This window comes from Streptomyces sp. G7(2002) (genome assembly GCF_028870195.1).
Lineage (GTDB): Bacteria > Actinomycetota > Actinomycetes > Streptomycetales > Streptomycetaceae > Streptomyces > Streptomyces nigrescens.
The window spans coordinates 5,511,296-5,537,064 of sequence record NZ_CP102609.1 but is presented as its reverse complement, the minus strand read 5'-3'; the positions used below and the strand labels follow the sequence as shown (position 1 = coordinate 5,537,064).

Annotated in this window: 33 protein-coding genes; 10 read left to right on the top strand and 23 right to left on the bottom strand. The window is 70.1% G+C overall.

Going from position 1 to position 25,769, the window contains the following annotated elements; all coding sequences use genetic code 11:
* Positions 1–52: 52 nt before the first annotated feature.
* Positions 53–1,198, bottom strand: a complete 1,146-nt coding sequence (locus tag NUT86_RS23485) for a zinc-dependent metalloprotease (RefSeq protein WP_018092952.1) — start codon at positions 1,196–1,198, stop codon at positions 53–55.
* 485 nt (positions 1,199–1,683) lie between these two features.
* The gene (gene dacB, locus NUT86_RS23480) at positions 1,684–3,258 is read right to left on the bottom strand and encodes a D-alanyl-D-alanine carboxypeptidase/D-alanyl-D-alanine endopeptidase (RefSeq protein ID WP_274737474.1); all 1,575 of its coding nucleotides are present in this window, start codon (positions 3,256–3,258) and stop codon (positions 1,684–1,686) included.
* Positions 3,259–3,344: 86 nt separating this feature from the next.
* Between dacB and NUT86_RS23475 the strand changes: the two genes are divergently transcribed.
* Entirely contained in the window at positions 3,345–3,839 is a 495-nt protein-coding gene (locus tag NUT86_RS23475; protein WP_018090094.1) for an inorganic diphosphatase, read from the top strand.
* Positions 3,840–3,992: 153 nt separating this feature from the next.
* Here the strand turns inward: NUT86_RS23475 and NUT86_RS23470 are convergent, their stop codons facing one another.
* Both NUT86_RS23470 and NUT86_RS23465 read right to left on the bottom strand, forming a co-directional pair.
* Positions 3,993–5,741 (bottom strand): threonine/serine ThrE exporter family protein, encoded by a 1,749-nt coding sequence (locus tag NUT86_RS23470; protein ID WP_159486944.1) that lies wholly within the window; start codon positions 5,739–5,741, stop codon positions 3,993–3,995.
* Positions 5,742–5,916: 175 nt separating this feature from the next.
* Complete coding sequence (locus NUT86_RS23465) at positions 5,917–6,624, bottom strand: DedA family protein (RefSeq protein WP_274737473.1); 708 nt, start codon at positions 6,622–6,624, stop codon at positions 5,917–5,919.
* 205 nt (positions 6,625–6,829) lie between these two features.
* On the opposite strand from NUT86_RS23465, the gene NUT86_RS23460 reads away from it, so the two are divergent.
* A complete protein-coding gene (locus tag NUT86_RS23460) occupies positions 6,830–7,198 on the top strand; it encodes a YbjQ family protein (protein ID WP_018090091.1) in 369 nt (122 codons plus the stop codon).
* A gap of 52 nt (positions 7,199–7,250) precedes the next feature.
* On the opposite strand, the gene NUT86_RS23455 is transcribed toward NUT86_RS23460, so the two are convergent.
* The gene (locus tag NUT86_RS23455) at positions 7,251–8,009 is read right to left on the bottom strand and encodes a MerR family transcriptional regulator (RefSeq protein WP_020397733.1); all 759 of its coding nucleotides are present in this window, start codon (positions 8,007–8,009) and stop codon (positions 7,251–7,253) included.
* 115 nt (positions 8,010–8,124) lie between these two features.
* Between NUT86_RS23455 and leuE the strand changes: the two genes are divergently transcribed.
* From leuE to NUT86_RS23440, 3 genes are all read left to right on the top strand, one after another.
* Positions 8,125–8,790, top strand: coding sequence for a leucine efflux protein LeuE (leuE, locus tag NUT86_RS23450; protein ID WP_274737472.1), 666 nt, complete (start codon positions 8,125–8,127; stop codon positions 8,788–8,790).
* A gap of 142 nt (positions 8,791–8,932) precedes the next feature.
* Positions 8,933–9,556: an NAD(P)H:quinone oxidoreductase gene (gene wrbA, locus NUT86_RS23445; RefSeq protein WP_274737471.1), complete on the top strand. Its 624-nt coding sequence runs from the start codon at positions 8,933–8,935 to the stop codon at positions 9,554–9,556.
* A 16-nt stretch (positions 9,557–9,572) separates the two neighbouring features.
* On the top strand, positions 9,573–10,988 hold the full coding sequence (locus NUT86_RS23440; RefSeq protein WP_274737470.1) for a glutamate decarboxylase: 1,416 nt from the start codon (positions 9,573–9,575) through the stop codon (positions 10,986–10,988).
* Between the two features lie 45 nt (positions 10,989–11,033).
* Here NUT86_RS23440 and NUT86_RS23435 read toward each other — a convergent pair whose 3' ends face one another.
* The 4 genes from NUT86_RS23435 to NUT86_RS23420 all read right to left on the bottom strand — a co-directional run bounded on the left by NUT86_RS23435 (position 11,034) and on the right by NUT86_RS23420 (position 14,914).
* Complete coding sequence (locus NUT86_RS23435; RefSeq protein ID WP_159486950.1) at positions 11,034–11,735, bottom strand: PadR family transcriptional regulator; 702 nt, start codon at positions 11,733–11,735, stop codon at positions 11,034–11,036.
* Positions 11,736–11,796: 61 nt separating this feature from the next.
* Entirely contained in the window at positions 11,797–12,345 is a 549-nt protein-coding gene (locus tag NUT86_RS23430; RefSeq protein ID WP_018090085.1) for a DinB family protein, read from the bottom strand.
* 163 nt (positions 12,346–12,508) lie between these two features.
* Positions 12,509–13,966: an aldehyde dehydrogenase family protein gene (locus NUT86_RS23425; RefSeq protein ID WP_266440386.1), complete on the bottom strand. Its 1,458-nt coding sequence runs from the start codon at positions 13,964–13,966 to the stop codon at positions 12,509–12,511.
* An 84-nt stretch (positions 13,967–14,050) separates the two neighbouring features.
* Positions 14,051–14,914 carry a helix-turn-helix domain-containing protein gene (locus NUT86_RS23420; RefSeq protein ID WP_109891670.1) on the bottom strand — a complete coding sequence of 288 codons (864 nt, stop codon included), beginning with the start codon at positions 14,912–14,914 and terminating at the stop codon, positions 14,051–14,053.
* Between the two features lie 313 nt (positions 14,915–15,227).
* Between NUT86_RS23420 and NUT86_RS23415 the strand changes: the two genes are divergently transcribed.
* Positions 15,228–15,710: an ATP-binding protein gene (locus NUT86_RS23415; RefSeq protein ID WP_078518639.1), complete on the top strand. Its 483-nt coding sequence runs from the start codon at positions 15,228–15,230 to the stop codon at positions 15,708–15,710.
* Positions 15,711–15,828: 118 nt separating this feature from the next.
* Here the strand turns inward: NUT86_RS23415 and NUT86_RS23410 are convergent, their stop codons facing one another.
* The 5 genes from NUT86_RS23410 to rpmG form a co-directional block, all read right to left on the bottom strand.
* Entirely contained in the window at positions 15,829–16,068 is a 240-nt protein-coding gene (locus NUT86_RS23410; protein ID WP_018090081.1) for a DUF397 domain-containing protein, read from the bottom strand.
* Between the two features lie 379 nt (positions 16,069–16,447).
* Positions 16,448–16,684 carry a 30S ribosomal protein S18 gene (rpsR, locus tag NUT86_RS23405; RefSeq protein ID WP_109891666.1) on the bottom strand — a complete coding sequence of 79 codons (237 nt, stop codon included), beginning with the start codon at positions 16,682–16,684 and terminating at the stop codon, positions 16,448–16,450.
* 59 nt (positions 16,685–16,743) lie between these two features.
* Positions 16,744–17,892: a CobW family GTP-binding protein gene (locus NUT86_RS23400; RefSeq protein WP_159486952.1), complete on the bottom strand. Its 1,149-nt coding sequence runs from the start codon at positions 17,890–17,892 to the stop codon at positions 16,744–16,746.
* Positions 17,892–18,146, bottom strand: a complete 255-nt coding sequence (locus NUT86_RS23395; protein ID WP_018090078.1) for a type B 50S ribosomal protein L31 — start codon at positions 18,144–18,146, stop codon at positions 17,892–17,894. The genes NUT86_RS23400 and NUT86_RS23395 overlap by 1 nt, the downstream gene beginning before the upstream one ends.
* A 5-nt stretch (positions 18,147–18,151) precedes the next feature.
* Entirely contained in the window at positions 18,152–18,316 is a 165-nt protein-coding gene (rpmG, locus tag NUT86_RS23390) for a 50S ribosomal protein L33 (protein WP_006604069.1), read from the bottom strand.
* A 73-nt stretch (positions 18,317–18,389) separates the two neighbouring features.
* Between rpmG and rpmB the strand changes: the two genes are divergently transcribed.
* The 3 genes from rpmB (at position 18,390) to tatA (ending at position 19,234) form a co-directional block, all read left to right on the top strand.
* Positions 18,390–18,626 (top strand): 50S ribosomal protein L28, encoded by a 237-nt coding sequence (gene rpmB, locus NUT86_RS23385; protein ID WP_018090077.1) that lies wholly within the window; start codon positions 18,390–18,392, stop codon positions 18,624–18,626.
* Positions 18,626–18,931 (top strand): 30S ribosomal protein S14, encoded by a 306-nt coding sequence (gene rpsN, locus NUT86_RS23380; RefSeq protein ID WP_018090076.1) that lies wholly within the window; start codon positions 18,626–18,628, stop codon positions 18,929–18,931. Before rpmB ends, rpsN begins: the two co-directional genes overlap by 1 nt.
* Positions 18,932–19,036: 105 nt before the next feature.
* The gene (tatA, locus tag NUT86_RS23375) at positions 19,037–19,234 is read left to right on the top strand and encodes a Sec-independent protein translocase subunit TatA (RefSeq protein ID WP_274737467.1); all 198 of its coding nucleotides are present in this window, start codon (positions 19,037–19,039) and stop codon (positions 19,232–19,234) included.
* Positions 19,235–19,252: 18 nt separating this feature from the next.
* On the opposite strand, the gene NUT86_RS23370 is transcribed toward tatA, so the two are convergent.
* The 9 genes from NUT86_RS23370 to NUT86_RS23330 form a co-directional block, all read right to left on the bottom strand.
* Positions 19,253–20,098 carry a nitrilase-related carbon-nitrogen hydrolase gene (locus NUT86_RS23370; RefSeq protein ID WP_159486958.1) on the bottom strand — a complete coding sequence of 282 codons (846 nt, stop codon included), beginning with the start codon at positions 20,096–20,098 and terminating at the stop codon, positions 19,253–19,255.
* Positions 20,099–20,270: 172 nt separating this feature from the next.
* On the bottom strand, positions 20,271–20,501 hold the full coding sequence (locus NUT86_RS23365) for a hypothetical protein (RefSeq protein WP_274737465.1): 231 nt from the start codon (positions 20,499–20,501) through the stop codon (positions 20,271–20,273).
* Positions 20,498–21,130, bottom strand: coding sequence for a chaplin (locus NUT86_RS23360; protein ID WP_274737463.1), 633 nt, complete (start codon positions 21,128–21,130; stop codon positions 20,498–20,500). The genes NUT86_RS23365 and NUT86_RS23360 overlap by 4 nt, the downstream gene beginning before the upstream one ends.
* A gap of 146 nt (positions 21,131–21,276) precedes the next feature.
* Positions 21,277–21,660: a rodlin gene (locus NUT86_RS23355; RefSeq protein WP_018090071.1), complete on the bottom strand. Its 384-nt coding sequence runs from the start codon at positions 21,658–21,660 to the stop codon at positions 21,277–21,279.
* Positions 21,661–22,140: 480 nt separating this feature from the next.
* Entirely contained in the window at positions 22,141–22,527 is a 387-nt protein-coding gene (locus tag NUT86_RS23350; RefSeq protein WP_018090070.1) for a rodlin, read from the bottom strand.
* A 287-nt stretch (positions 22,528–22,814) separates the two neighbouring features.
* A complete protein-coding gene (locus tag NUT86_RS23345) occupies positions 22,815–23,102 on the bottom strand; it encodes a hypothetical protein (protein ID WP_026169720.1) in 288 nt (95 codons plus the stop codon).
* A 284-nt stretch (positions 23,103–23,386) separates the two neighbouring features.
* Positions 23,387–23,620 (bottom strand): chaplin, encoded by a 234-nt coding sequence (locus NUT86_RS23340; protein WP_026169719.1) that lies wholly within the window; start codon positions 23,618–23,620, stop codon positions 23,387–23,389.
* 362 nt (positions 23,621–23,982) lie between these two features.
* On the bottom strand, positions 23,983–24,369 hold the full coding sequence (locus tag NUT86_RS23335; RefSeq protein WP_159486962.1) for a rodlin: 387 nt from the start codon (positions 24,367–24,369) through the stop codon (positions 23,983–23,985).
* Between the two features lie 243 nt (positions 24,370–24,612).
* Positions 24,613–24,858, bottom strand: a complete 246-nt coding sequence (locus NUT86_RS23330; protein ID WP_026169718.1) for a chaplin — start codon at positions 24,856–24,858, stop codon at positions 24,613–24,615.
* A gap of 226 nt (positions 24,859–25,084) precedes the next feature.
* Here NUT86_RS23330 and NUT86_RS23325 point away from each other — a divergent pair, with 226 nt between their 5' ends.
* Positions 25,085–25,519 (top strand): DNA glycosylase AlkZ-like family protein, encoded by a 435-nt coding sequence (locus NUT86_RS23325; RefSeq protein ID WP_274737459.1) that lies wholly within the window; start codon positions 25,085–25,087, stop codon positions 25,517–25,519.
* The last annotated feature ends 250 nt before the right edge of the window (positions 25,520–25,769 follow it).

Here is a 25,769-nt window from a genome sequence, read left to right as displayed (position 1 = left end):
GATTGAAGGGGCGCTCTACTGCCACGTGGCGTGCCCAGCTCACGCCGTTCGCTTACGGTGCCCCGTCCGCCTTGCGGTGCACCCGCGCGATCCAGTCCGCCGGTTTGGCGATCTCTTGTTTGGTCGGGAGGGTGTTCGGTGACGTCCAGACCCGGTTGAAGCCGTCCATGCCGACCTCCTCGACGACCGCGCTGACGAACCGCTCGCCGTCGCGGTACTGCCGCAGCTTGGCGTCCAGGCCGAGCAGCTTGCGCAGCGCCTGGTCCAGCCGGCCCGCACCACTGGCCCGGCGCTTCTGGAACTTCTCCCGGATCTCGGCGACCGACGGCACGACATCGGGCCCCACGCCGTCCATCACATAATCCGCGTGCCCCTCCAGCAGGGACATCACCGCGGTCAGCCGGCCGAGGATCTCGCGCTGCGCGGGCGTCTGGACGAGATCGACGAGGGAGCGGCCCTCGTCCTCGCCCTCCTCGCCCTCGGGCTTGGCGCCGGCCAGCGACTGGGCGGCCTCGCGCAGCCGCTCCAGGAGGGTGCCCGGGTCGATGTCCGTCTCACCGAGGAACGACTGGATCTCGCCCTCGATGTGGTCCCGCAGCCACGGGACGGCGGTGAACTGGGTGCGGTGGGTCTCCTCGTGGAGGCACACCCACAGCCGGAAGTCGTGCGGGGCCACTTCGAGCTCGCGCTCCACGTGCACGATGTTCGGCGCGACGAGCAGCAGCCGGCCGCCCTGTGCGGCGGCCGGCAGATCGCGGGAGGCCGGCGCGAACGTCTCGTACTGGCCGAGGACCCGCGAGGCCAGGAACGACAGCAGCATGCCCAGCTCCACGCCGGTCACCTTGCCGCCGACCGCCCCGAGCACCGCGCCACCGGGGACCGTCGAGCGGCGGTCCTCCATCTTGGCCAGCAGCGGCTTGAGCACGGCCCGGAACCCGGCGACGTTCGCCTTGATCCAGCCGGGCCGGTCCACGACGAGGACCGGCGTGTCATGCGGCGCCTCGCCCGTCGCGTCGGGCTGCGCCATCCGCGTGAACGCGCGCACATGCGCCTCGGAGGACTTGGCGTGCTTGCGCAGCTCGGCGACGATCGCGCGCGCCTCGTCCCGGCTCACCTCTGGGCCCGGCCGCACGAACCGGGTCGCGGTCGCGACCGCGAGGTTCCAGTCGACCATCTCGGTTCCACCGATGCTCGTCATGAGTTCACCGTACGTGGGCGTTTGGCGTGGGGGTAGCCGGTTCGCTGCGCTTTGCCGTTGTCCCGCGTGTTCGGCTGGCCCGCCGTGGGGGCTTCTCGTTGTTGCGGGTCCGCTGCGCGGAGCTTGGGGGCGGGTGATGCTTGTGGGTTTCCCGTCGTTGCGCCGTGCGCTGCGCTTTGCCTTCGGGCCGCGTTTTCGGCTTTCCCGCCGTGGTGGTTTCCCGCCGTTGCGCCTGCGGCGAGCGGTCCGCTGCGCGGGGCTGTCGGGGTGCGGTGACGGGCCTCCGGGGCAGGGGTGTGGGACTGCTTCGCTTTACGTCCCACACCCCTGCCCCTCCGGCCCGTCCCCTCCCGTGGGTGGGTGGGAAAAGAGGGGTGGGTGGGGGCGGTTGGTGGGCGGGCGAAAGGTTGGGGGTGGGAAACCCCTCAGGGCCGGGGGGCTTGTCGGTGGGCCTTGGGGGTCGGTGGTCGGTGGGGGCTCGGGGGTTAGCGGCAGCCGCAGTTGGCTACTGCTGAGGCGAGTTTGTCCAGGGCGGTCTGGGCGCCTTGGGGGTCGGTGGTGCCGGTGGTCATGAAGGAGAAGGCGAGGAGGCGGCCGTCGGCGTCGACGACGGTGCCGGCCAGGGTGTTCACGCCCGTGAGGGTGCCGGTTTTGGCGCGTACGGCGCCGGCGCCTGCGCTCTGGCCCCGGTAGCGGTTGCTGAGGGTGCCGGTGAAGGCGGCCACCGGGAGGCCGGTGACGACGGGGCGCAGGGCCGGGTGGTCGGGCGACGAGGCGTGCAGCAGGAGGCGGGAGAGCAGGGCGGCGGTGACCTTGTCGTCGCGGTCCAGGCCGCTGCCGTCCTCGAAGACGGCGCCGGACAGCGGGAGGTGCTCCCGCTGGAGGGCGGTGCGCACGGCCTTGCCGGCACCGGCGAAGCTGGCCGGCTGGCGGGTGGCGAGGGCGGTCTGGCGGGCCAGCGCCTCGGCGATGTCGTTGTCGCTGTGGGTCAGCATCCGCTCGACGAGCGCGGACAGCGGCAGGGAGTGGACGGCGGCGATCCGGTCGGGCTTCTTGGGGGCCTTGGCGCCTCCGGGGTCGCCGTCGACGGTGATGCCGCGGTCGTGGAGCAGATCGGCGAAGGTGCCGGCCGCCGTGCGGGCCGGGTCCGCGTCGCGTGGGGCGGTGCCGTGGTCGGAGTCGTCGAGGCGGGCCTCGTCGGTCATCAGCGCGGTGACGGGGGCGATGTTCTCGTTCGGGCCGATGGGGTGCTGGACGGGGCCCGAGTAGGCGCTGGCGTCGTAGCCCAGGCTGATCTTGGTGAGGTGGCGCTTCTTGAGGGCGCGGGCGGTGGCGTCGGCGAGGGTGCGCAGATTCGCGGGCTGTTCCTCGGCGCCGTGCCGCGGGGCGCGGGCGGTCAGGGTGGGGTCGCCGCCGCCGACCAGGACGATGCGCTTCTTGCCGGCCAGGACGACGGTGGTGTCGATGCGGTGGTCGGGGCCGAGCGCGGAGAGCGCGGCGACGGCGGTGGCGAGCTTGACGGTGGAGGCGGGGGTGGCGGCCTTGCCCTGGCCTTCGCCGAAGACCTCGCGGCCCGCGGCCACGTCCAGGACGGAAGCCGTCCGCAGCGGGCCGAGCGCCGGGTCCTTCAGCAGCGGTTCCAGGGCGTCGGCCAGGCCCGCGTCAGTGGGTGCGGGGGCCGCGCCACGGCCCGCGGCGCCGGGCGCGCGGCCGCCGAGCGCGGGCAGCACGGGCGGTGCGCTGGGCGCCGGCCGGGAGTCCGGGGCGTGATGCTCGCCACTGGCACCGTCCATGGCGGCCGCCTCCGCACGCTCGGCCGTACGCTGACCCGAGTCCCACGGCCCGGACGCCGCCACCGCGACGATCGCGACCGCCAGGCCGGTGGCTGCGGAGACCGCCGTCAGCCGCCAGGTCTGCTGGGTATGGCGCGGTGTGGCGTGCCATACCTGCTGCGTGGTCGCGACCGCCGTCTGCGCCGACCGGACCGCCGCGCGCGTCGCCGACCGCGCGGACCGTGCCGCCGACTGCCATCTGACCTGCCACTTTCCGGTCTCCGGCATCTCGGACCAGCCCCTTTCGCCACCACACACCTGCGTGGGGGACACTTAATCACCAGACGTATGTGTTGATCATGGAGGAGCCACCCGTGGAGTTCGACGTCACCATCGAGATCCCGAAGGGTTCGCGGAACAAGTACGAGGTGGACCACGAGACCGGTCGGATCCGCCTGGACCGTCGACTCTTCACCTCGACCAGCTACCCGGCCGACTACGGCTTTGTCGAGAACACCCTGGGAGAGGACGGCGACCCGCTGGACGCGCTGGTCATCCTGGACGAGCCGACCTTCCCCGGCTGCCTCATCAAGTGCCGCGCCATCGGCATGTTCCGCATGACGGACGAGGCCGGCGGCGACGACAAGCTGCTGTGCGTGCCGGCGTCCGACCCGCGAGTGGAGCACCTGCGGGACATCCACCACGTGTCGGAGTTCGACCGCCTGGAGATCCAGCACTTCTTCGAGGTCTACAAGGACCTGGAGCCCGGCAAGTCCGTCGAGGGCGCCAACTGGGTCGGCCGCACCGAGGCCGAGGCGGAGATCGAGGCCTCGTTCAAGCGCCTCGAGGCTCAGGGCGGCGCGCACTGACGCAGCGTCGTCGGCCCGGCGTCCGGCGGGGTTTCCCTGACCGCGGCGCCCGGGCCAGCGCGCGCTGATTTTCGTACGCGAACGGGCGGCACCCAGTCGGGTTGCCGCCCGTTCGTGCGTGTCGGGGCCGGGCCACGGCCCCGACACGACCGTCTAGAAGCCGCGGGTGCGCTTGGCGGCCCGGCGTGCGCCGGCCTCCTCGACTCCGGGGGCGCGCAGGAACAGCCGGGCGACCTCGGCACCGAGGTTGACTCCCACGGCGATGGCGAGCGCCAGCGAGGCGGCCTGTACCAGGGAGGTGAGGCCCTCCGGCAGATGGCCCTGGGCGAAGTTGAGCAGCCCGAAGTACGTGGCGCTACCGGGCAGCAGCGGGCCGATGGCCGCGGTGACGTACGGCAGGGCCGACGCATAGCGGTAGCGGGAGAGCAACTGGCCGAAGAGGCCGACCAGTCCGGCCCCGATCGCGGTGGCGGGCACCGGGTTTATCTCGGCGACGTAGTGGAGGGCGCCGTAGACGACCCAGGCGACACCGCCGTTCAGGGTCGCAAACGCCACGGTGTGACGTTCCTGCTGGAGCAGCACACAGAACGCCAGCGCCAGCAGCATCGACGCGGTGATCTGGACCACCGGCTCGTTGTACGCCCCCAGCGCCTCCTCGGGGTTGAGCCGCCGCAGGCCGGGGTTCAGCTGGAGTCCGATGTAGAGCACGCTGAGGACGCCGACGACGATGCCGACGATGAGGTAGCCGACCTCCAGCAGACGGGCGGCGGCGGTGATGTAGTAGCCGGTCAGCCCGTCGTGGACGCCGGCGACCAGGGCCCGCCCCGGGATCAGCGCGAACAGCCCACCGGTGATCACCGCGGACGCCTGCACATTGGCGTGGGCCAGACCGAAGGCGACGCCCACCGCCGCCGGCGGCATCGCCGCGACCACGAACTGGTAGAACTCCGGCAGCCCGCGCCCGGACGCGAGCCAGGCCAGCCGGTCGCCGAGCATCGAGCCCAGCGCGGCCGCGAGGAACACCAGCAATTCGCCGCCGACCAGCATCGAAGCGGCACCGGAGAGCAGCCCGGACGCGACCGTCAGGGCCCAGCTCGGGTAGGGGTGGCGGTTACGGCGGATCTCGGCGAGGCCGCGGTAGGCCTCTTCGAGGGTGATGCCCTCGGAGGCGATGTCGTCGACGAGCCGGAAGACCGCGGACAGCCGGGTGTAGTCGACACCGCGGCGCCGTACCGTCCGGCTGGCCGTGACGGGGTCGTCGACCAGCGACGGCTGGTAGGAGATCGACAGCAGGGTGAAGGTGACGGTCGGCTCGACCCGCTCCAGCCCGTAGGCGTGCGCGACACCGAACATCGCGGCCTCGACGTCCTCCGCGCCCTCACCGCCGGCGAGCAGGATCTCGCCGATACGGAGCGTCAGGTCGAGTACGCGGGGGACGGCCGGGCCGGTGTCCTCGTCGCCGCGCTCCGGGCGCTCGGGGACCGGGCGCTCGTGGACCGGCATCCGGAGCATGGTCCGCATCCGGTCCTGCCAGGGAGCTTCCTTGGTGAGGCTGACGGCGGGGATGCCGTGCGGCGGGGTGAAGGCGCTCATCGCCGTGGCGCCCACGGGGGCGGGCAGCGGGGTCTGGCCGGTGGTACTGCTCGGCTGGCTGAAGGCCGAGCCCTCCTGCTCGGCCGGCGTCTCCGGACGCAGGCCCGCGGGCAGCGCGAACTCGGAGGTGGGGTGCTCGTCCTCGGGAAGCGGCGGGTAGGGCACGCCCAGTGGCGGGGTGAAGGCGCTGTGGGCCTCGTCCGACTGGGGCTTGCGGTCCTCGGCACCGGTCTGATCCGAGGCACCGCCGCCGCTGCTGCCGTTCGTGCCGCGCTGGCCGCGCTGGCCGCGCTGTGGGTCCGACGCCACGGGTCTTCGCTCTCCTCGTAAGCCTCCTGACGGATGTCAAGGACACGATGCCTGATGAGGGTGCGGGACGCGTGCACGGGGGCGTTGTTTTCGGGCGGCCGTCGCCGTCGCCTCGCGTGGTGGGTGCGGGTGGAGTTGGGGGGAGTGGGTGCGCGCGGTCTTCTTCCGCCTGGTGTCAGCGCTTGGCGTGGCGGCCGCGGCGGGCGTCGGCGGGGGCGCCCTGCGGGCGGTCCGCGGGGTGGGGCGGGGCGGACTGGGCCTTCTTCGACTTGCCGCGGGCGCGGAAGTACTCGATGGCGATCGGCACGACGGAGATCAGCACGATCGCGACCAGGATCAGCTCGATGTGCTTGTGGACGAACTCGACCTTCCCCAGCGAGGCCCCGAGCAGGGTGACACCCGCGCCCCACAGGGCGCCGCCGATGACGTTGAAGGTGATGAAGGAGCGGTAGTTCATCCGGCTCACACCGGCGATGATCGGCGTGAACGTACGCACGATCGGGACGAAGCGGGCCAGGATCAGCGACTTGGGGCCGTGCTTCTCGAAGAACTCATGCGCCTTCTCGACGTTCTCCTGCTTGAAGAGGCGGGAGTCGGGGCGCTTGAAGAGCGAGGGGCCGACCTTACGGCCGAAGAGATAGCCGGCCTGGTCGCCGAGGACGGCGGCCAGGACGATCAGGGAGCACACCATCCACAGCGGCCGGTCGAGCTTGTTCGTCGTCACCAGCAGACCGGTGGTGAACAGGAGCGAGTCGCCCGGCAGGAAGAAGCCGATCAGCAGGCCGGACTCCGCGAAGACGATGACCAGGACGCCGATCAGGCCGAATGTCGCGATCAGGTAGTCCGGGTCCAGCCACTGGGGGCCGAGCGCGAGAGTATTCACGGGGTGAAGGCTCCTGGGTCGAGGGCGCCGGATCGTGCGGTGCGACGGGCGAAGCGACGGGATACAGGCGCGTGTGCGGCCAAAACTATCAACGCCGAGCGACCCGCCATGGTTCCAGGCGGCCCCCGGGCCCCCACCCGACGGCCCCCGACCGCTGGCCGCCCCCACGGGGCCGGGTGATGCTGGCCGCAAGGAGGTGTGCGCCATGGGCATCGAAGAATACGGCGGCGGGCAGCGGGCGCAGTCCGACGTCCTGGTGGTGACGACCAACGACGTCCCGGGGTTTCACGTGGAACGGGTGATCGGCGAGGTCTTCGGCCTGACGGTGCGCTCACGGCACCTCGGCAGCCAGATCGGCGCGGGCCTGAAGTCGATGATCGGCGGCGAGCTGCGGGGCCTGACCAAGACCCTGGTCGAGACCCGTAACCAGGCGATGGAACGGCTGGTGGAGCAGGCCCGCTCGCGCGGTGCGAACGCGGTGCTGATGTTCCGCTTCGATGTCACGGAGGCCGCCGACGTGGGCACCGAGGTGTGTGCCTACGGGACGGCCGTGGTGCTCTCGCCGCAGGGCTGACCCCGGGCAGGGCTCCGTACGGGCCAGGGGCGCGCTCCCCGGCCCGTACGGATCACACGTGGCGGACCGCGTTGGCCAGAATCGCGTCCCGCATGTAGACGGCGAGGCCGGGCCTGATCGCCTCGTAGGTGGCGGTGAAGCGCTCATCGGTGACATACATCTCGCCGAGGCAGGTGTGCATCTCGGGGGAGCAGTCGTAGTACGCACCGCAGATGAACTGCCGGTGCTCCTCGGCGACATCCATGGCCGCCGCGGAATCCGCCGCAGCCCCTTGCGCGAGCAGGTCCGCCATCTTGCGGTGGACGGCGTCGAGCCCCTCCGTCACCCGCTTCCAGTCCTCCTTGGTGTACGCGGCCGTCCTGCGCTGCGACTCCTTGTAGGCCTCGGTGTGGCCCCAGCGCTCCTCGACCTCCGCCGCGTGCTCGTCGGGGTCGAAGTCCCCGAAGACCTCGAACTTCTCCTCCGGTGTGAGCCGTACGTTCATCCTGCGTGCCTCCATCGCGTGTTCGACGGCGGCGGCCATCTTCTGGAGCTTGTCGATCCGTGCGGTCAGCAGGTCGTGCTGGCGCCGCAGATGCTGCTGCGGGTCCGTGTGCGGATCGTCCAGGAGGGCCGCGACCTCGTCGAGCGGAAAGCCGAGCTCCCGGTAGAACAGGATCTGCTGCAGCCGGTCCAGGTCGTCATCGCCGTAGCGCCGGTGACCTGCGTGGTTGCGCTCGCCGGGCTGGAGCAGCCCGATCTCGTCGTAATGGTGCAAGGTGCGCACCGTCACACCGGCGAACGCCGCTACCTGCCCTACCGAATGGCTCACTTCCGCTCCCTTGTGGGTACGCACTCCACGATGAGACCTCACGCCGCGTGAGGTGCAAGTCCGCATCCTGAAAACCCGGTGAGGCGGCGGATCGGGGGGTGAGATCCTGCCGCACATGCTGGGGATAACGGATCTGTCCACGTATCTGGTGGGGCTCGCGCTGATCATTCTGCTGCCCGGGCCGAATTCGCTGTACGTCGTGTCGGTGGCGGCCCGGCGCGGCCCGCGGGTGGCGTACCGGGCGGCGGCCGGGGTGCTGTGCGGTGACACGGTGCTGATGACGCTGTCGGCGGGCGGGGTGGCCTCGCTGCTGCAGACCACTCCGGTGCTGTTCACCGTCGTCAAGTTCGCCGGTGCGGGCTATCTGACGTGGCTGGCGGTCGGGATGCTGCGCGGCGCCTGGGCGCTGTGGCGCGGCCGGGAGGCCCGCCGGGCCGAGCGGGGCGACGGGGCGTCCGAGGTGCCGAAGGAGGCCGTGGAGCGGCCGTTCCGCAGGGCGCTGGTGGTCAGTCTGCTCAACCCGAAGGCGATCCTGTTCTTCATCTCCTTCTTCGTGCAGTTCGTGGATCCTTCCTACGCCCACCCGGTGCTGTCGTTCCTGACGCTGGGCGCTTGGGCGCAGCTGTTCAGCTTCACGTATCTGTCGGTCCTGATCTTCAGCGGGACGTTCCTGGCGGCGACCTTCCGCCGCCGCAGGCGGCTGACGGCCGGGCTGTCCGCGGGCGCCGGCGCGGCGTTCCTCGGCTTCGCCGCGAAGCTGTCGCTGGCCAGCGCGAGCTGACGGGAGCCCGGCGGCAGGAGCTGGCCTACGGGCGGGTGGCGGTCCTTCGGGGCGGCCGCCCGCCCGTTGCGCTTCCACTGGGTGAACCCTGGAGGCCACGTACCCCCTATGCCCTTATTGTCGGGTTCGAGGAGGTACGCCGATGCCCGTGCATGACGTCCATGTCGCCGTCATCTACTACTCGTCGACCGGTACCGTCGCCGAGCTCGCACGGCTGATCGCGGACGCCGCCGAGCACGCCGGGGCCGATGTCCGGCTGCGCCGGGCCGCGGAACTCGCCCCGCAGACCGCGATCGACGCCAACCCGGCCTGGGCGGCCAACGCCGCGGCCACGGCGGACATCATGGAGGCCACCCACGAGGACATGCTCTGGGCGGACGCGGTGATCTTCGGGACCCCCACCCGCTTCGGCAATGTGACCTCTCAGCTCAAGCAGTATCTCGACACCCTGGGCGGCCTCTGGCAGCAGGGCAGGCTGGCCGACAAGGTCTACAGCGGCTTCACCGCGAGCGCCACCAAGCACGGCGGCCAGGAGTCCACGCTGCTCGCGCTCTACCAGACCGTCCACCACTTCGGCGGCATCCTCGTGGCGCCGGGCTACACCGACCCGGCGAAGTTCACCGACGGCAATCCCTACGGCACCTCCCATGTCGGCGGCCCCGATACCCCGCTCGACGACGAAGCCCGCACCGCCGCCCGCATCCAGGCGGAGCGCGTGGTGAAGTTCACCAAAGCCATCAAACACGGCCTTTCTCCAGCCAGTTGACGGGTAGGCGCGACAGATGACTCTGCACAAAGGCGCATCGCCTTCCGACCGTAAGCAGACCGGCCACCCGGTCAATCCCTTCTACGGCGAGGCCGACCCGGTCGCCGGTATGGAGTCCGCCCCACCGCGGCACACCCTGCCCGATGGCCCCGTCTCCCCACGTACCGCCTACCAGTTCGTGCACGACGAGCTGATGCTGGACGGCAACTCCCGGCTGAATCTGGCGACGTTCGTCACGACCTGGATGGAGCCGCAGGCCGGCGTCCTGATGGCGGACTGCCGGGACAAGAACATGATCGACAAGGATGAGTACCCGCGCACCGCCGAACTGGAGAAGCGGTGTGTGGCGATGCTCGCCGACCTATGGCACGCCCCCGACCCGGCGGCCGCCGTCGGCTGCTCCACCACCGGGTCGAGCGAGGCCTGCATGCTCGCCGGGATGGCCCTCAAGCGCCGCTGGATGCAGCGCAACCAGGAGCGGTATCCGGGGCAGGCCCGGCCGAACCTCATCATGGGCGCCAACGTCCAGGTCTGCTGGGAGAAGTTCTGCAACTTCTGGGAGGTCGAGGCGCGCTTGGTCCCGATGGAGGGCGACCGCTTCCATCTGGACGCCGCCTCCGCCGCCGCGCTGTGCGACGAGAACACCATCGGCGTGGTGGCGATCCTCGGCTCGACCTTCGACGGGTCGTACGAGCCGGTGGCCGAGATCTGCGCGGCGCTCGACGAGGTCCACCGGCAGCACGGCTGGGACATCCCGGTCCATGTGGACGGCGCGTCCGGCGCCATGATCGCCCCGTTCCTCGACCCGGAGCTGGTCTGGGACTTCCGGCTCCCCCGGGTCGCCTCCATCAACACCTCGGGGCACAAGTACGGCCTGGTCTACCCGGGCGTCGGCTGGGCGCTGTGGCGCGATACGGAGGCGCTGCCCGAGGAGCTGGTCTTCCGGGTCAACTACCTGGGCGGCGACATGCCGACCTTCGCCCTCAACTTCTCCCGCCCCGGCGCCCAGGTCGCCGCGCAGTACTACACCTTTCTGCGGCTCGGCCGGGCCGGCTTCCGCGCCGTCCAGCAGGCCACCCGTGACGTGGCCCGCTCGATGGCCGAACGGATCGGCGCGCTGGACGACTTCAGGCTGCTGACCGAGGGCGACCAGCTGCCGGTCTTCGCCTTCACCACCGCGGACCATGTCACCGCCTTCGACGTCTTCGACGTCTCCCGGCGGATGAAGGAGCGCGGCTGGCTGATCCCCGCGTACACCTTCCCGGAGAACCGCGAGGACCTCTCCGTCCTACGGGTGGTCTGCCGCAATGGCTTCTCCCTGGACCTGGCGGACCTGTTCCTCATGGACCTGGAACAGCTGCTGCCCGAACTCCGCGACCAGCCCGGCCCGATGCAGCGCCCGGAGAGCGTCGCCACGGCGTTCCATCACTGACGGGCGCCGGGCCCGGTCCGCCTGGCAGGCCCCAGTCGGCCCCGGTCAGCGCGCTTCCGTGGCGGCCCCGCCGTCGCCCGCGCCGCCGCTCCCGCCCCCGCCCGGACCTTCCGCGTCCCGCTTCTCCGCGTCCGTCGTCGCGTACGGGTTCTCCTGCCCGTCCGCCAGGACCCCGACGAACGGCTCCCCCTCACCGGCGAAGACATACGCCCCGCCCTCGATCCGCTCGATCAGTCCCTGCGTCCACTCGGCACCGCTGTCCGCGGAGTGCACCCACATGTGCATGATCTCGCCGATGTGGCCGAGCTGCCCGGTCCCGCCCTCGGGGGTGTAGTACCCGGTGACCGTGCCGCGCCACTCCTGCAGCGCCCGCACCCGCTCCTTGAGCAGCGCCACCGCTTCGGCCCGCGGCAGATCGACGAGGAAGCCGATGCCCGCGCTGAGCATGTCGACCTTCTGGTCGTGCTGCGAGAGCGCGGCGCGCAGCAGCGCGAAATACTCGGCCTCGCCCGCCGCGGTCAGCTCGTACTCGGTACGCGGCGGGCCGCCGGCGGTGCTGGGCGCGATGTCATGGGCGCGCAGCAGCCCTTGCTTGGCCATCTGCTTGAGCGCGTGGTAGATCGAGCCGGGTTTGGCGTTGGACCACTCATGGGCGCCCCAGTACTCCAGGTCGTTGCGCACCTGGTAGCCGTGCGCCCTGCCGTGCTGCCGCACGGCGCCCAGTACCAACAGCCGGATCGCCGACATCGTCTCCTCAATTCCTCGCGCGCCCCTTCCGCCAGCCTAGAGCGCGCGAGGACCCCGCCCGCTACCCCTCCCGGGCCGCGCGCTCCTCGTCCACCAGCTCGAAGGCCGTCTTGCCGTCGAGGGACTCGCGGAGGATGTCGGCGTGGCCGGCGTGCCGGGCCGTCTCCTCGATCAGATGCAGCAGCAGCCAGCGCATCGACTGCCGGGCCTCCGGCGGGAACCACGGCGCCGGGGGCAGCGGGAAGGTGTCGTTCAGGCTGGGCACGGAGCGGATGAACTCCTCCGTCCGCTTCGCCACGCCGTCCCAGAACGCCAGCACCTCGGCCAGGGTCTCGCCGTCCTCCATCTGGAAGCTCAGATGCCAGGTGTCCTGGGTCCGCTCGATGGAGTGCGGCAGCTCCTGCGCGGTCTCGACCCAGCCCTGCTCGGTCTCCGCGACATGCTTGACCAGTCCGGCCAGCGACAGCTCACTGGCGCTCGGCCGCTGGGTCGCCCGGTCGTCGGTCAGCCCCAGGACCGCCCGGCGCAGCCCGCCGCGCTGGGCCTCCAGGAAGGCCAGCAGCGCACCGGTCTCGTCGCCGTGGGCCTCGGCAAGAACGTGAGTGGGCATGGGGTCCACCTTTCGTGACGTCCTCGGCGGCCGGCCCTTTCGCCGTCCGCCTTCCGACACCACTCAACGTAGGAGCCCTTGCGGTCAGCTTCTGTCCGCAACTCGCGAGGGATCGTCCCGGACCCGTCCGCCGAGAGGCGCAGAAGCCCAGAAGCTCAGAAGCTCAGAACGGGAACTGCGACCGCCCGTGCTGGATGGAGATCCACTTGGTCGTGGTGAAGGCCTCCACCATCGCGTCGCCGTTGAGCCGCCCCACCCCGGAGCTCTTCTCCCCGCCGAAGGGCACGATCGGCTCGTCGTGCACGGTGGCGTCGTTGACGTGGAACATCCCGGTGTCGATGCGCTTGGCGAACCGCACCCCGCGCTCGATGTTCCCGGTGTGCACGGCACCGCTGAGCCCGAACGAGGTCGCATTGGTCAGCCGCACCGCCTCCTCGTCACCGTCGAACGGCACCAGCAGCACGACCGGCCCGAAGATCTCCTGCCGCAGCAGCGGGGAGTCCTCCGGCAGACCGCTCAGCACGCTCGGCGCGACCAGCGTGCCGCGGGTCTCGCCGTGCAGCAGCGCCGTGGCGCCGTCCTCGACCGCGCGGTCCACCAGCGCGGAGATCGCCTCGGCCTGGCCCTCGTTGATCAGCGGACCGATGTGCGTCTGCGGATCGGTGGGGTCGCCGACCTTCAGCGAGGCGACCTTGGCGACGAACTTCTCGGTGAACTCCCGCTCCACGGCGCGGTCGACGAGCACCCGGTTGGCGGCCATACAGACCTGGCCCTGGTGGACGAAGCGGCTGAAGACGGCGGCGTCCACCGCGTAGTCGATGTCCGCGTCGTCCAGGACGACCAGGGCGCTGTTGCCGCCCAGCTCCAGCACGGTGTGCTTGAAATTGGCGGCGGCGACCGTCGCGACATGCCGGCCGACCTTCTCGGAGCCGGTGAAGGAGATGGTCTTGGGCACCGGGTGCTCGATGAGCGCGTCGCCGATCTCGGCGATGTCCGTGACGACGACGTTCAGCAACCCCGCCGGCAGCCCGGCCTCCTCGAAGATCCTGGCGACCAGACCGCCGCCGCAGACCGGGGTGTTCTGGTGCGGCTTGAGGACGACGGCGTTGCCGAGCGCGAGGGCCGGCGCGACGGACTTGAGCGACAGCAGGAAGGGGAAGTTGAAGGGGCTGATGACCCCGACGACACCGACCGGCAGCCGGTAGAGGCGGTTCTCCTTGCCGTCGATGGGCGAGGGCAGGATGCGGCCCTCGGCGCGCAGCGCCAGCTGAATGGCCTCGCGCAGGAACTCCCTGGCCAGATGGAGCTCGAAGCCCACCTTGGCGAGCGTGCCGCCGACCTCCGCGGCGATCGCCTCGCCGAGCTCCGCCTCGCGGTCGTCGATGATCCGCAGCACGCGCTCGAAGACGAGCCGCCGGGTGTACGGATTGGTGGCGCCCCACTCCCGCTGGGCGCGCTCGGCGGCACGGTAGGCCTGGTCGACCTCCTCTACCGTAGCGACGGGTATGGAGGTCAGTTTCTCGCCGTTGTACGGATTGAAATCGACGATGTCCCACGAGCCGCTGCCGGACCGCCACTCACCGTCGATGAACTGATACGCCAACTCGTCGAAGTAGGACATGCCATCCCGATCTGGAGAACAGGGCGCTCAGGGCGCCGCATTGGGGGGTGCTGACTCCTGATGGTGCGCCATCCTACCGACGCGTCACATCAGTTGGAGCAGACCACGCAACAGGTCCCTGGTCTCGGCCGGATTCGGCCCCTCCTCCTGGAGGCGGTCCATCACCCGTGCGTACTGGGCCACTTCCTCGGGCTTGTCCACATACAGCGCACTCGTCAGCTGCTCCAGATAGACGACGTCCGGCAGACCCGACTCCTGGAAGCCGAGCATGGTGAAGGCACCGCTCTCGCCCGCGTGCCCGCCCAGACTGAAGGGCATCACCTGGAGCCGCACATTGGGCCGCTCCGACACCTCGATCAGATGCTTCAACTGCTCGCGCATCACCGCGCGTTCGCCGTACGGGCGCCGTAGCGCGGCCTCGTCCAGCACACAGTGGAACTGCGCCGACCGCTCGGCCACCAGCAGCTTCTGGCGCTCCATGCGCAGCGCGACCCGTCTCTCGATCTCCGCGGGCCCGGCGTCGGGCATGCCCCGTCTGACGACGGCCTGCGCATAGCTCTCCGTCTGCAACAGCCCGTGGACGAACTGGACTTCGTAGACCCGGAGAAGAGAAGTGGCGCCTTCCAGCCCCACATACGTCTGGAACCACCCGGGCAGCACATCGCTGTAGCTGTGCCACCAGCCGGCGACGTTCGCCTCCCGCGCCAGAGAGAGCAGCGCCTCGCGCTCCTGGGCGTCACCGACCCCGTACAGGGTGAGCAGGTCCTCCACATCCCGTGCCTTGAAGCTCACGCGGCCCAACTCCATGCGGCTGATCTTCGATTCGGACGCACGGATCGAGTAGCCGGCCGCCTCGCGGGTTATCCCGCGCGATTCACGCAGCCGACGGAGCTGCGACCCGAGCAGGATTCGCCGCACCACCGACCCGCTCGACTCACTTGCGGACACCTCTCAGACCCTCCTGTGACCCCACCCCGTCCAACAGTGGGCCGCAGTCTGCCATGTTCGGGCTTCGTTGAGTGCTCATCCGGTTACTGATACGTGCGGCCCCCGCAAGCCCTCCACAAGATGCCGCAGGAAGAATCACCAGCAAATCCGTGTACACAAGGGCAATTACGGCACGTGCACGTGCATCTGCCCTTGCATCTGTCTCGCACATTGGGAACCATAGGCGTCGCACGCATGCACGCTCGTGAAAGATCCGCCAGATCCGGCTGACCGGCCAGGGTCATGACGTCCGCGAACGCCAGGAGTGCCTCGCATGGGGACCAAGGTTTTGACCATGCTCGAGCCGTTATGGCAGGGCTTTCCTCCCGTCGACCCCCTGGCTGTCTCCGGATCCGCATCCCGCACGCTCCCACCGCGCTATGAATCGGTGCGCTGCGCACGGGCGTTCACCCGCGAGACCCTGCAGGGCTGGGAGCTGGACGAGCTCTTCGACTCGGTCGCCCTGGTGGTCTCCGAACTCGTCACCAACGCTCTGCGGCACGCGATCCTCGCCGCCCCGGAGCACGGCGACGCCACTCCGCCCGCCCGGCTGCATCTGATGCGCTGGTCCTCCCGGCTGGTCTGCGCCGTACGGGACCCGAGCGATGACTCACCGGTCGCCGGTGAGGCGGATTCCGCCGCGGAATCGGGGCGCGGGCTGTATCTCGTGGACTCCTTCAGCGACAGCTGGGGCTGGCATCCGCTGGCCGGTGCCGCGCACGGCAAGATCGTGTGGGCTCTCTTCCGGCTGCCGTAGCCGTTCCGTACACCGGGCGCACCGTGACACGCGGGCGCCCGGTCGTCCTGTGCGGGCGCTTCACTTCACCGCCTACGGGCGCGCACTCCCCCGCAACCGCCGGGTCCCCTACGGGCACTCAGTCCCGGACGAGATGGTCGAACTCTCCGTCCTTGATGCCGAGCAGCATCGCCTGCACCTCGGCCGGCGTGTAGATGAGCGCCGGGCCGTCCGGGAAACGGGAGTTGCGCACCGCGATGTCTCCCCCGGGCAGCTTGGCGAACTCCACACAGGAGCCCTGGGAGTTGCTGTGCCTGCTCTTCTGCCATGCCACATCACGGAGATCTGTGGCGGCCATGCCGTTGTATGCGTGGGGCACAGGGGTCTCCCGGTGATAAATGGTGTCAACTGCCCGGGATCATAGCTGCGTTCACATGCGGATGCATGCGCAGATGCACGTGCACGACACCGGGTGCCGACGCCGTCACAGCTCGTCGAGCACCGTCACCGGCCCCTCACACACGGTCGCCGGCCGACCGTCTCCCCCGGCGCGATACGCCGTCACCTGGTACGGATCGACGGGGCCTCTGCGCTCATGGCAAAGGAAAGACGTGTGCCACGCCCTCCGGGTTCCGTCTCCGGCTGCCCCGCCCGCCCGGCACGAGGGCCCTGCCCCTGCGCACACCCCCGGACAAACGACGGAGGTTCCCTACGCGTCAGACGTAGGGAACCTCCTGCCCGTCACCGGACGGCGGCCGTCACCGGGACGCGTAGGGCAGCAGTGCCATCTCCCGCGCGTTCTTGATCGCGCGGGCCAGCTGCCGCTGCTGCTGCGCGGTGACGTGGGTGACCCGGCGGCTGCGGATCTTGCCGCGGTCCGAGATGAACTTCCGCAGCAGATCGGTGTCCTTGTAGTCGATGTAGGTGATGCCCGCCACGTCCAGCGGGTTGCGGCGGGGCTTGGACGGGCGGCGCGGGTCGTGCCGTCGGGGCATGGGGAGCTTCCTTGTACGTACTGAGGGGGCCGGTTCCGTGCGTACGGACGCGGCCTGTCTTACGAAACGGGGTCGAGGAGGGCGTCGAAGGCGGGCGGCAGGCTCTTCCAGGCCGGCGGGCCGCCCGCGTACTCGGCGTCGGTGAGCAGACAGGAGTCCAGCAGGGACCGCAGGCCCTCGCGGTCCAGGCCCGGCGAGGTGAAGACCAGATGCTGGGTGCGGTCCCCGTTCTCGGGGTGCCAGTCCAGCGCGGCGGCGGCCCGGCGCATCGGCGGCACCATCTCCCAGGCGGCGTCCGGCAGCGAGGCCAGCCACGGCCCGGCGTTCTCCACACACAGCGCACCGCCGGCCGCGTCCCAGGACAGCAGGGTGTCCGGACGGTCGGCCAGCCAGAAGCGGCCCCGGCTGCGCGCGGCCGCACAGGTCAGGTCCTCCAGCGCGGCGTAGAGCCGCTCGGGGTGGAAGGGCCGGCTGTGCCGCCAGACGAGCGTGGAGACGCCCTCCGCTTCGGCCTCCTGCGGCAGCAGCGCACAGGCCGGGTGCTGGCGGTCCGCGGCCGCGGCCACGTCGAAGCCGGCCGTCGCGGCGGCCGCCAACTCCTCCGATTCCACCGGGACCTGGTGCGCCATCGGGTGCAGCTGGCCGAGCAGCGCCAGGTCGGCCGGCTCCGCCGGCTCCTCCCCCGTCGCGATCGCCAGCACCGGCGCGTACTCCAGCTGCCGGGCCCAGGTGTCGGCGACCGTGCGCTGGTCGGAGGCCGCGGCGGCGAGGCCCGCCTCCGCGAGGTCGTCGCCGCAGCCGAGGTACGGCAGCAGCAGCGCGGGGTCGACGGCGGTGAGCACACCGGTCAGCGCGAGGTTCTCGCTGCCGCAGGCGGTGACCACCTCGGCCATCGCCTTGGGCTCGACCGAGTCCCACAGTTCGACGATCGCCAGCCGGCAGGTCCGGCCGGCGGCCAGCCGCTCCAGCTCGGGCACCAGATCCTCGCGCAGCGCACAGCAGGCGCAGTCGTTGACCAGCGGCGCTTCCCCGGTGTCGAGCGTGCCGCCCGCGTCACGGACGGTGCGCCGCACCGTGCCGTCGGTCGCCGAGGCGAGGTCGTGATGGAGGGCGACGCTGCCGGGGACGGTCCGCAGCAGCCGCTCGACGGCGGCCCGCCGCGCGTCCGTGTGCAGGCCGCCCACCAGCACGACGTTGAGCCGCTCCATCAGCGGGTCCCGCGCGCGCCGTAGCGGCGCTCGAACCGCTCGACGCGGCCCGCGGTGTCCAGCACCCGGGCGGTGCCCGTGTAGAAGGGGTGGCTCGCCGAGGAGATCTCGACGTCGATGACGGGATAGGTGTTCCCGTCCTCCCACTCCACCGTCTTCTCGCTGGTGGCGGTCGAGCGGGTCAGGAAGGCGAAGTCGGCGGCCCGGTCGCGGAAGACGACCGGCCCGTAGGCGGGGTGGATTCCAGGCTTCACGGTGCTCAGCGCTCCTCTCGGAAAGCGACGTGCCGTCCGGCCACCGGGTCGTACTTGCGCAGTTCCAGGCGGTCGGGGTCGTTACGGCGGTTCTTGCGGGTCACGTAGGTGTAGCCGGTGCCGGCGGTGGACCGGAGCTTGACGACCGGGCGTAGTTCGTTGCGGGCCATGCGGTTAGTATACGGAAATGGTTTCCATTTTCAATAGGCCCTCACCGGGGCCGACGACCGAAGGGATCACCCTGTGTCCGCCCACTGCCAGCTGACCGGCCGCACGCCGGGCTTCGGCAAGTCCGTCTCCCACTCACACCGCCGCACCCCGCGCCGCTTCGACCCCAACATCCAGCGCAAGCGCTACTGGCTGGAGAGCGAGGGCCGGCACATCCGGCTCACGTTGAGCGCCAAGGGCATCAAGACCGTGGACACGATCGGGATCGAGGCGGCCGTCGCCCGCATCCGCGCACGAGGAGGAAAGGTCTGATGGCCAAGCAGAGCAAGATCGCCAAGAACGAGAAGCGCCGCGCGACGGTCGCCCGCTACGCGGCCCGGCGCGCCGTCCTCAAGGCCCTGATCCGCAGCCCGCACACACCGGAGGAGGAGCGCACCGCCGCCCGGCGCGAGCTGTCCCGCCAGCCGCGGGACGCCAGCGCCACCCGGGTGCGCAACCGCGACAGCGTCGACGGCCGCCCGCGCGGCTACTTCCGCACCTTCGGCCTGTCCCGCGTACGGCTGCGCGAACAGGCCCACGCGGGCTATCTGCCGGGCGTCCGCAAGTCCAGCTGGTAGCCGCACCGCCGGCCGTCCGGCCCGGGCACCCCCTGGACCGGACGGCCGGACCCTTCGGGTAATACTGGACAGAACGTCCGGCCCCCCGACGAAAGCGAGCGCACCATGCTCCGCAACGCGTTCGAGCCCTGGCACCTGATCCTGATCCTCGCGGTGCTGGTACTGCTCTTCGGCTCGAAGAAGCTGCCCGACATGGCGCGCGGCCTGGGCCGCTCGATGCGCATGCTCAAAGCCGAGGCGCGGGCCGTCAAGGACGACGAGCCGGCCGAGGAGCCCCGCCGGGAGTCCGCAGCCCACCACTGACGCCGGGGCACCGGGCCCTCAGTGGTCGCCGCCCTCGTCGATCAGCCGCCGCACCTCGCGGTCGATCAGCCCCAGCCGGGCCTCGGCGACCAGCGGCACCGCACGGCGCTGCCGCCGCGCCTCGGCGAGATCGATCTCCACGGCGACCAGCGCGGGCTCCCACTTGGGCGCCTGCGCCACCACGGCACCGCGCGGGTCCACCACCCGCGAGCCGCCCCAGAACGCCGCCCCGTGCTCATTGCCCACCCGGTTCACGAAGACCACCCAGCACTGCAGCATCTTCGCCGTATAGGACAGCAGGGTGTCCCAGTACAGGCCGGTGTCCATCGCTTCCGGGTCCAGGCTCGCCGCGCTGTTGGTCGGGATGAACAGCACCTCGGCGCCGTCCTGCACCGCCAGCCACGGCAGCGCCGGCTGCCAGGCGTCATTGCACACCAGCGTGGCCCCCCGGCCGCCGCTCCTGGCCCGCTTCAGCTCGTAGGCCCGCAGCGACTGCCCCGGGCTGACGTGCTTACGCTCCTCCCAGGCCAGGTAGTTGGGGAGATACAGCTTGCGGTGCGCATGCACCAGCTCACCGCCCGAGTAGTGCGCCGCGGTGTTGTACGCCCGCAGACTGGTGTGCTCGTGGAAGCCGACCAGCACATCCGGGCCGTGGATGCTGAGCTCCAGCAGCCGGGGATCGTTCCCCTCCAGGGACTTGTCGCGCTTGAGGGCGCCCAAGTGATAGCCGTGCAGGCTCAGTTCGGGGAACACCACGACATCCACGCCCTGCGCCGCCGCCTGCTCGATCTGCTCGCGGGCGATGACGAGGTTCTCCTCGACGTCACCCAGCACACAGTCGGTCTGCGCCAGCGCAATGAGCATGTCCCCACCTCATCGACTCATCACTTTTGCGGCTTTCACCCCAATTTTGCCAGAGCCTGGAGACAGCGGCACGGCCCGGCGGAGCTAACGGTTCCGCCCCGTTTCAAACACCCGGAAGACCGGTCCCCACCAATGAGCGAAAGAACGATCCTTCCCGTGCCGGACACGGGTTTCACCCGTTGATCCGCACGATCCGCCGTACACCCCGCAGGGCCGCTTCCAGCCGCAGCTCAGCCCGGCGGCAGCGGTACGACGGTCCGCGGTCGAGTCGTCCGGCGATGCCGACGGCCGGCTCGACCGGGCGGCTCCGGCCGAGCGGCCCGCCGGACCCGCTCGGCCGGACGGCCGGCCCCCGGTAGCTCCAGGGGCCGCCCGGCCGCCCGTGCGCGGCCCGTCCGCTCATCGGCGCCGGGTATGCGCCCGGCGCAGCAGCAGCGCCCCGCCCACCAGCAGCCCGCCGCCCACCGCGGCCACCGCGGCCAGCTCGTCCGCCCCGGTGGCCGCCAGCAGCGCGGAGCCCGCCGAGGCCCCGGCCCGTGCCACCGCATCCACCCGCGCCTCCTGCGCCGGCCGCGGGGCGGGCGGCCTGGGGGCGGTGTGCTCCACCGGCGCCGTGACCGGGCGCCCGTCCCGTTCCGGGGCCGCTCGCCGCTCCGGGGCCGGTCGCCGCTCCGGCTGCGCGCGCTGCTCCGGCTCCGGGGCCGTCCAGCGCACCCCCGGGGCATGCTCCGCCCCGGGAGGCAGCCGGTCCGCCGGGGGACGCTGCGCCGGCGGCGGTTGCCGGAAGGCCGGCGCTCCGTTCCCGCACGACGCCCCCATGGCCGGGTTGAGCGCCGCGCCCCCGTCGACCGAGTTGCCACAGGCGTTGACCGGGGTGTCCACGGTCACCTGGATGCTGTTCCCGGACAGCACTCCGGGAGAGTTCGTCGCGCTCCCCCCGGCACCGGCATCCGCGTACGCCGCACTGCCGCTCGCACCGAGCACGCCCGACGCCGCCGCCACGAACACGCACGCCTTCAGGCTCTGTCGCATCTGTCATCCCTCATCTGCAGTCGAGGCGTACGGACCGCCGCCCGCACCCCTCCCCCGTGCTGCTCGCACGGCCGGGCGGCCGGCAGCGCATACGCGGCGCCGACCGCCCGGGGCACAAGCGGTGGAACGGCCGAGGCCGTTGGTCGTCAGTGGTTGGCAACCCCGTTGCCGGACAGCACCGCGATGTCGTCCAGGATGTGCGACAGCGCCTCGTCGCCCTTCGCCTGGCTGGAGTTCTCGACGCACTGCTGGTTCTGCGGCGACGACAGCACGTTGATGTCCTGGGCGACCGCCGCGATGTTGACCTTCGGAAGGCCCAGGCAGAGGTCGTTCAGGGAGCCCTGCACGAGCCCGAGCTGGGTGCTCAGATTGCCGTGCGTGGTGGAGTTGCCGTAAATCGACTTGGAGCCATTGCCGTTGACCGTGGACGTGCCGTGATCGTTGCCGATCGCCATGGCCTGCGGCGCGGCCGCCGCGGTCATTCCCACGAGCGACGCCGCAATCGCCGCGCCCGCCATCATCTTCTTCATCGCGCAAACCCTTCAGGAGAAGGAACTCCCGGCACGGGAGCCCTGTTTGAATAACCCGTCGCAGCCGCACGAGTTCCGCATCATCACCCGAACAGATGGCGATGCATTTCCCGAAAGATGTCCTGCGCTTCAACGGGCCTCATATCCTCCGCGCGAGCCTCCCCCCTGGACTCTCCGGACGGACGGTATGACAAAGGGCCTACATCGCCGGTAAACGGCTCAGCAGGCCCTGTCCTGTGTTTCCGGCCGGCGTGCCAATGCCCCGGCAACCCCATCAATCACACAAGGGCATTGGCACGCTTCCCTCCACACATCATTCTTAACGATCCGGCGCACCGCGTATCGGTCACAGGCGAATAACAAATCGCTTACCGGAGGCCGCGGTTTCCGCACCAATCCCGGCTTCGCCGGGCGAAGGCAGCAAAAACCCGGGCCGCCCAGAAGAAGGAGGACTGGGCAGCCCGGGCCTTACTCAGCCGCTCAGCGGTTGCCGGCGCCGTTGGCGGAGAGCAGCGCGATGTCGTCCAGGATGTGCGACAGCGGCTCGTCGCCCTTGGCCTGGGTCGAGTTCTCGGTGCACTGCTGGTTCTGCGGCGACGACAGCACGTTGATGTCCTGGAGGCCCGCCAAGCCGTTGATCTTGGGCAGGGCGAGGCACGGCTTGTTGAGAGAGCCCTGGATCAAGCCGATCTGTGGGCTCATGTAGCCGTACGTGGTGGAGTTGCCGTAAATCTGCCGGGCACCGTTGCCATTGACGGTGGAGGTGCCCTGGTCGTTACCGGTGGCCATCGCCTGCGGGGCGGCAGCGACGGCAATGCCGACAATGGACACAGCCGCAGCCGCGGTCGCCAGCGTCTTCTTGATCATTGCTAGTCCTTCGTGTTTCGGGTTGCCCTTGGGACGGACAAGCTGCCCAACTCGAAAGAATTGAGTTGGGTTGTGCTGATTCACTCCAATGAGCTTTCCCCTGATCAGTCGTACCGAGCAGGGGAAGCGCCTCGGAGATACGGGCGGGAGTCATTCGGTGGGCCACCGCACCCCGCCCGGGGATTTCGGCCGGGCCTGTGAAGCATTCGGCAGCTGCGGTATCGCCGGAAACGATGAACTGCGAATATCCACGCCGCGGCCGGCGGGCGGGCCCGCGCGCCCGGGAATTACTTACCGAGCGGCAGACCACCGAGCAGCGGCTTCTTGGTGGCTCCGGCGACGCTCCCGAGAAGATTCTTCGCGCTGGTCGACTTGACCTTGTCCTTCGTGGTCTTGACCATTTTGACCAGCGGTGCGATCTGGTGGCCGTCCAGCTGCTTGCTGTGCAGCGCGTCCGTCAGAGCGCCGTTGAGGCTCATGGTCGGAGCGCCGGGCTGGGCGGCGAAAGCGGGCACGGCCGCACCCAGCGCCATGACGGAACCAACAGCAACTGCGGCAGACTTCGCGTACTTCACTTTCAACTGTCCCTTCTCGGGCGGTGCTTGAAGGTCCCGCGGCACAAGTGCCGCGTGAGCACTCACTTCGCTGCTCGGATCACCGCATTCCCCCTGACTAACGAGTGCCACCGCACGGAGAAACTCTGAAGTTCCACCTTCTTGACAACGCCATCCTAAAGATGCGGGCCTTTGCGATTACGGCGGTCGATTGCGGCGGCCGGGGCCGAACACCGACCGGCCCCGGTGCGCAGCGTCCGCGCACCGGGGCCGGATCAAATGTCACGGCTCGAATTCTCTTCGAGTCAGTGGTTCAGGCAGGTGTTGCCGAACGCCGGGTTCAGCAGGGCGACGATGTTGATGGTGTTGCCGCACAGGTTGATCGGAATGTGGATCGGAACCTGGATGGCGTTTCCGGAGAGAACACCAGGGGAGTTCTTGGCACCGCCCGCGGCACCCGCGTCGGCGAACGCCGGCGCAGCCGAGCCCACCGCCATGAGGGTTCCGGCAGTGACTGCTGCGACCTTTGCGTACTTCACTTTCAGCCCTTCCTGCAGCGGGTCCGTAGCGAACACGACCGTCGTGTCGCTCGGGCGCTGATCTGCTCGCCCGTAACGCCGCTGCCGATATTGGTAACGATTTCTCCTCGTGGACGAAACTCTTCCCGAGAAGTTTTCGGAGGAATCGCCCAAATGATGCAAGACCGTTTCAGGAGATTGCCACCGCGCATACGACGCGGAAAAAACACCGGAGTTCGAACGTACGAGGTATCCGCCGAATACGAATTCCTACCGAACGAGCCGCGAAAATCTTCGGCTTCACGGTTCGTAGGGGGGGTGTCGCGGGCCCGGACCGCTCAGGAAGAGAGAGCCTGCGGCCGGGCCTGCGACCGATGGCCGGTTCAGCGGTTGCCGACACCGTTGGCGGAGAGCACCGCGATGTCGTCCAGGATGTGCGACAGCGGCTCGTCGCCCTTGGCCTGGCTCGAGTTCTCGACGCACTGCTGGTTCTGCGGCGACGACAGGATGTTGATGTCCTGGGCGAACGCCGCGAGGTTGACCTTGGGCAGGGCCAGGCACAGCTTGTTCAGCGAGCCCTGAATCAGCTCCAGCTGCGGGCTCATGCTGCCGCGGGTGGTGGAGTTACCGAACGCCGACGTGGCGCCGTTGCCGTTGACCGTGGAGGTGCCCTTGTCGTTGCCGGTAGCCATCGCCTGGGGTGCGGCCGCCGCCGAAATGCCGACGACGGACGCGGCTACAGCCGTCGTGGCGAGGACCTTCTTGATCACGATTTACCCTTCTCGAAGCGGAGTGCCCGTATCCGGAGCGCCCTGGTCAACTCCCTTCTGGGGGTGCGGTTTCGCCGTTTCACCCGAATGCCACGAAACCATAGATACATATCACTGCGGTGGGACAACATTGCGGCCCGCAGCGCGCTTTGCGCGGCAAAGGCCGGTACGAATTCTTCGTACCGGCCTTTGCCGCGGAGCGGGCCGACCGAATGCGGCCGGGGCTCAAGAGCTATACGTTCATCAGACGTTGAGGCAGGTGTTGCCGAACGCCGGGTTCAGCAGGGCGATGAAGTTGAGGGTGTTGCCACAGACGTTGACCGGCACATCGACCGGGACCTGGATGAGGTTGCCGGAGACAACGCCGGGGGAGTTCTGGGCAACTCCCGCCGCGCCGGCGCCGCCATGCGCACTGGCCACTCCGGCTCCGCCCACAACGGCGAAACCCGCGGCAGCAGACAGGACGGCGGCCTTGGAAACAAACTTCACGGTGAACCTCTTCACTGAGCAGCAAGCAGAAATCTGTACGCGCCGCTTAGAGCGACAAGCTGCTCAACTCACCAGCCAGGGCAGAAGTAGCGGTTCATTCGGGTGAATGCGTGGGCCGATGAGCCCGGCGGCGGCCATTGGCGAAAGGGATATACATATTGGCAGCTGACAGCCAACCCGCCTTCGGTCAGAGCGGATTGTCAGCGACGTCGTGCGCAATGGCCCCATGAAGGTGACCCATGCGCAGGTGGTGCCCTGGCGGTTGCGGCAGCAGAGTCTTGTGCCGTGGACGGACGCCCCGGTCGAGGAGCTCGTCGCGCGGCTGGCGGGGGTGCAGGCCCAGGTCGGCTCCGCATCCGAACTCGCGCTCGCGGTGCGGCAGAAGACGCCGCGGGCCGGGGTCGTGCCGTCGGCGCTCGCCGCGCGTGCGCTGGTCAGGACCTGGGCGATGCGGGGCACGCTGCATCTGCTGCCGGCCGAGGAGATGGCGGCGTATCTGGCGCTGCTGGGAGCGGCGCGTACATGGGAAAAGCCCTCCTGGCAGCGGGCGTTGGGACACATGGGCTGGCGACGCCCGCCGCGCTCGACGCCTGGCTGCTGCGCGGGGCGACCCGTAAGGCCGTGCTGCGCGGCTGGTTCGCGGCGCTCGGCGACCGGCTGACGCCGGGGTATGGGAGTTCACCGAGGAGTCGGTGGCGGTGACGCTGTTCGCGGAGCACGGCGAGGTGCTGCGGGCGGGCCTGGGGGCGGAGGCCGGCCATCTCGCCCGCTGTACGGGGCGCGAGCGGCCGCTCGTCGTGCGCACGGCTTAGGGGTGTGGCCTCTCGGGCGCCGGCTCCGCGTCGTCCCTGTCGTCCGCGTCGTCCGTGCTGGTCAGGGCGATTGTCAGACCCTGGTGCAAGACTCAAGGG

Excerpts from the sequence above, each read along its gene's own strand:
- NUT86_RS23400 (WP_159486952.1), bottom strand. The coding sequence starts at position 17,892 with ATGGAGCGGCTCAACGTCGTGCTGGTGGGCGGCCTGCACACGGACGCG.
- NUT86_RS23365 (WP_274737465.1), bottom strand. The coding sequence starts at position 20,501 with ATGAGCGGACGGGCCGCGCACGGGCGGCCGGGCGGCCCCTGGAGCTAC.
- NUT86_RS23485 (WP_018092952.1), bottom strand. The coding sequence starts at position 1,198 with ATGACGAGCATCGGTGGAACCGAGATGGTCGACTGGAACCTCGCGGTC.
- dacB (WP_274737474.1), bottom strand. The coding sequence starts at position 3,258 with ATGCCGGAGACCGGAAAGTGGCAGGTCAGATGGCAGTCGGCGGCACGG.
- wrbA (WP_274737471.1), top strand. The coding sequence starts at position 8,933 with ATGCCCGTGCATGACGTCCATGTCGCCGTCATCTACTACTCGTCGACC.
- NUT86_RS23425 (WP_266440386.1), bottom strand. The coding sequence starts at position 13,966 with ATGTCCTACTTCGACGAGTTGGCGTATCAGTTCATCGACGGTGAGTGG.
- NUT86_RS23460 (WP_018090091.1), top strand. The coding sequence starts at position 6,830 with ATGGGCATCGAAGAATACGGCGGCGGGCAGCGGGCGCAGTCCGACGTC.
- NUT86_RS23440 (WP_274737470.1), top strand. The coding sequence starts at position 9,573 with ATGACTCTGCACAAAGGCGCATCGCCTTCCGACCGTAAGCAGACCGGC.
- rpmG (WP_006604069.1), bottom strand. The coding sequence starts at position 18,316 with ATGGCCCGCAACGAACTACGCCCGGTCGTCAAGCTCCGGTCCACCGCC.
- NUT86_RS23430 (WP_018090085.1), bottom strand. The coding sequence starts at position 12,345 with ATGCCCACTCACGTTCTTGCCGAGGCCCACGGCGACGAGACCGGTGCG.
- NUT86_RS23350 (WP_018090070.1), bottom strand. The coding sequence starts at position 22,527 with ATGATCAAGAAGACGCTGGCGACCGCGGCTGCGGCTGTGTCCATTGTC.
- tatA (WP_274737467.1), top strand. The coding sequence starts at position 19,037 with ATGCTCCGCAACGCGTTCGAGCCCTGGCACCTGATCCTGATCCTCGCG.
- NUT86_RS23415 (WP_078518639.1), top strand. The coding sequence starts at position 15,228 with ATGGGGACCAAGGTTTTGACCATGCTCGAGCCGTTATGGCAGGGCTTT.
- rpsN (WP_018090076.1), top strand. The coding sequence starts at position 18,626 with ATGGCCAAGCAGAGCAAGATCGCCAAGAACGAGAAGCGCCGCGCGACG.
- leuE (WP_274737472.1), top strand. The coding sequence starts at position 8,125 with ATGCTGGGGATAACGGATCTGTCCACGTATCTGGTGGGGCTCGCGCTG.
- NUT86_RS23435 (WP_159486950.1), bottom strand. The coding sequence starts at position 11,735 with ATGTCGGCGATCCGGCTGTTGGTACTGGGCGCCGTGCGGCAGCACGGC.
- NUT86_RS23370 (WP_159486958.1), bottom strand. The coding sequence starts at position 20,098 with ATGCTCATTGCGCTGGCGCAGACCGACTGTGTGCTGGGTGACGTCGAG.
- NUT86_RS23355 (WP_018090071.1), bottom strand. The coding sequence starts at position 21,660 with ATGAAGAAGATGATGGCGGGCGCGGCGATTGCGGCGTCGCTCGTGGGA.
- NUT86_RS23360 (WP_274737463.1), bottom strand. The coding sequence starts at position 21,130 with ATGCGACAGAGCCTGAAGGCGTGCGTGTTCGTGGCGGCGGCGTCGGGC.
- NUT86_RS23325 (WP_274737459.1), top strand. The coding sequence starts at position 25,085 with ATGAAGGTGACCCATGCGCAGGTGGTGCCCTGGCGGTTGCGGCAGCAG.
- rpsR (WP_109891666.1), bottom strand. The coding sequence starts at position 16,684 with ATGCCCCGACGGCACGACCCGCGCCGCCCGTCCAAGCCCCGCCGCAAC.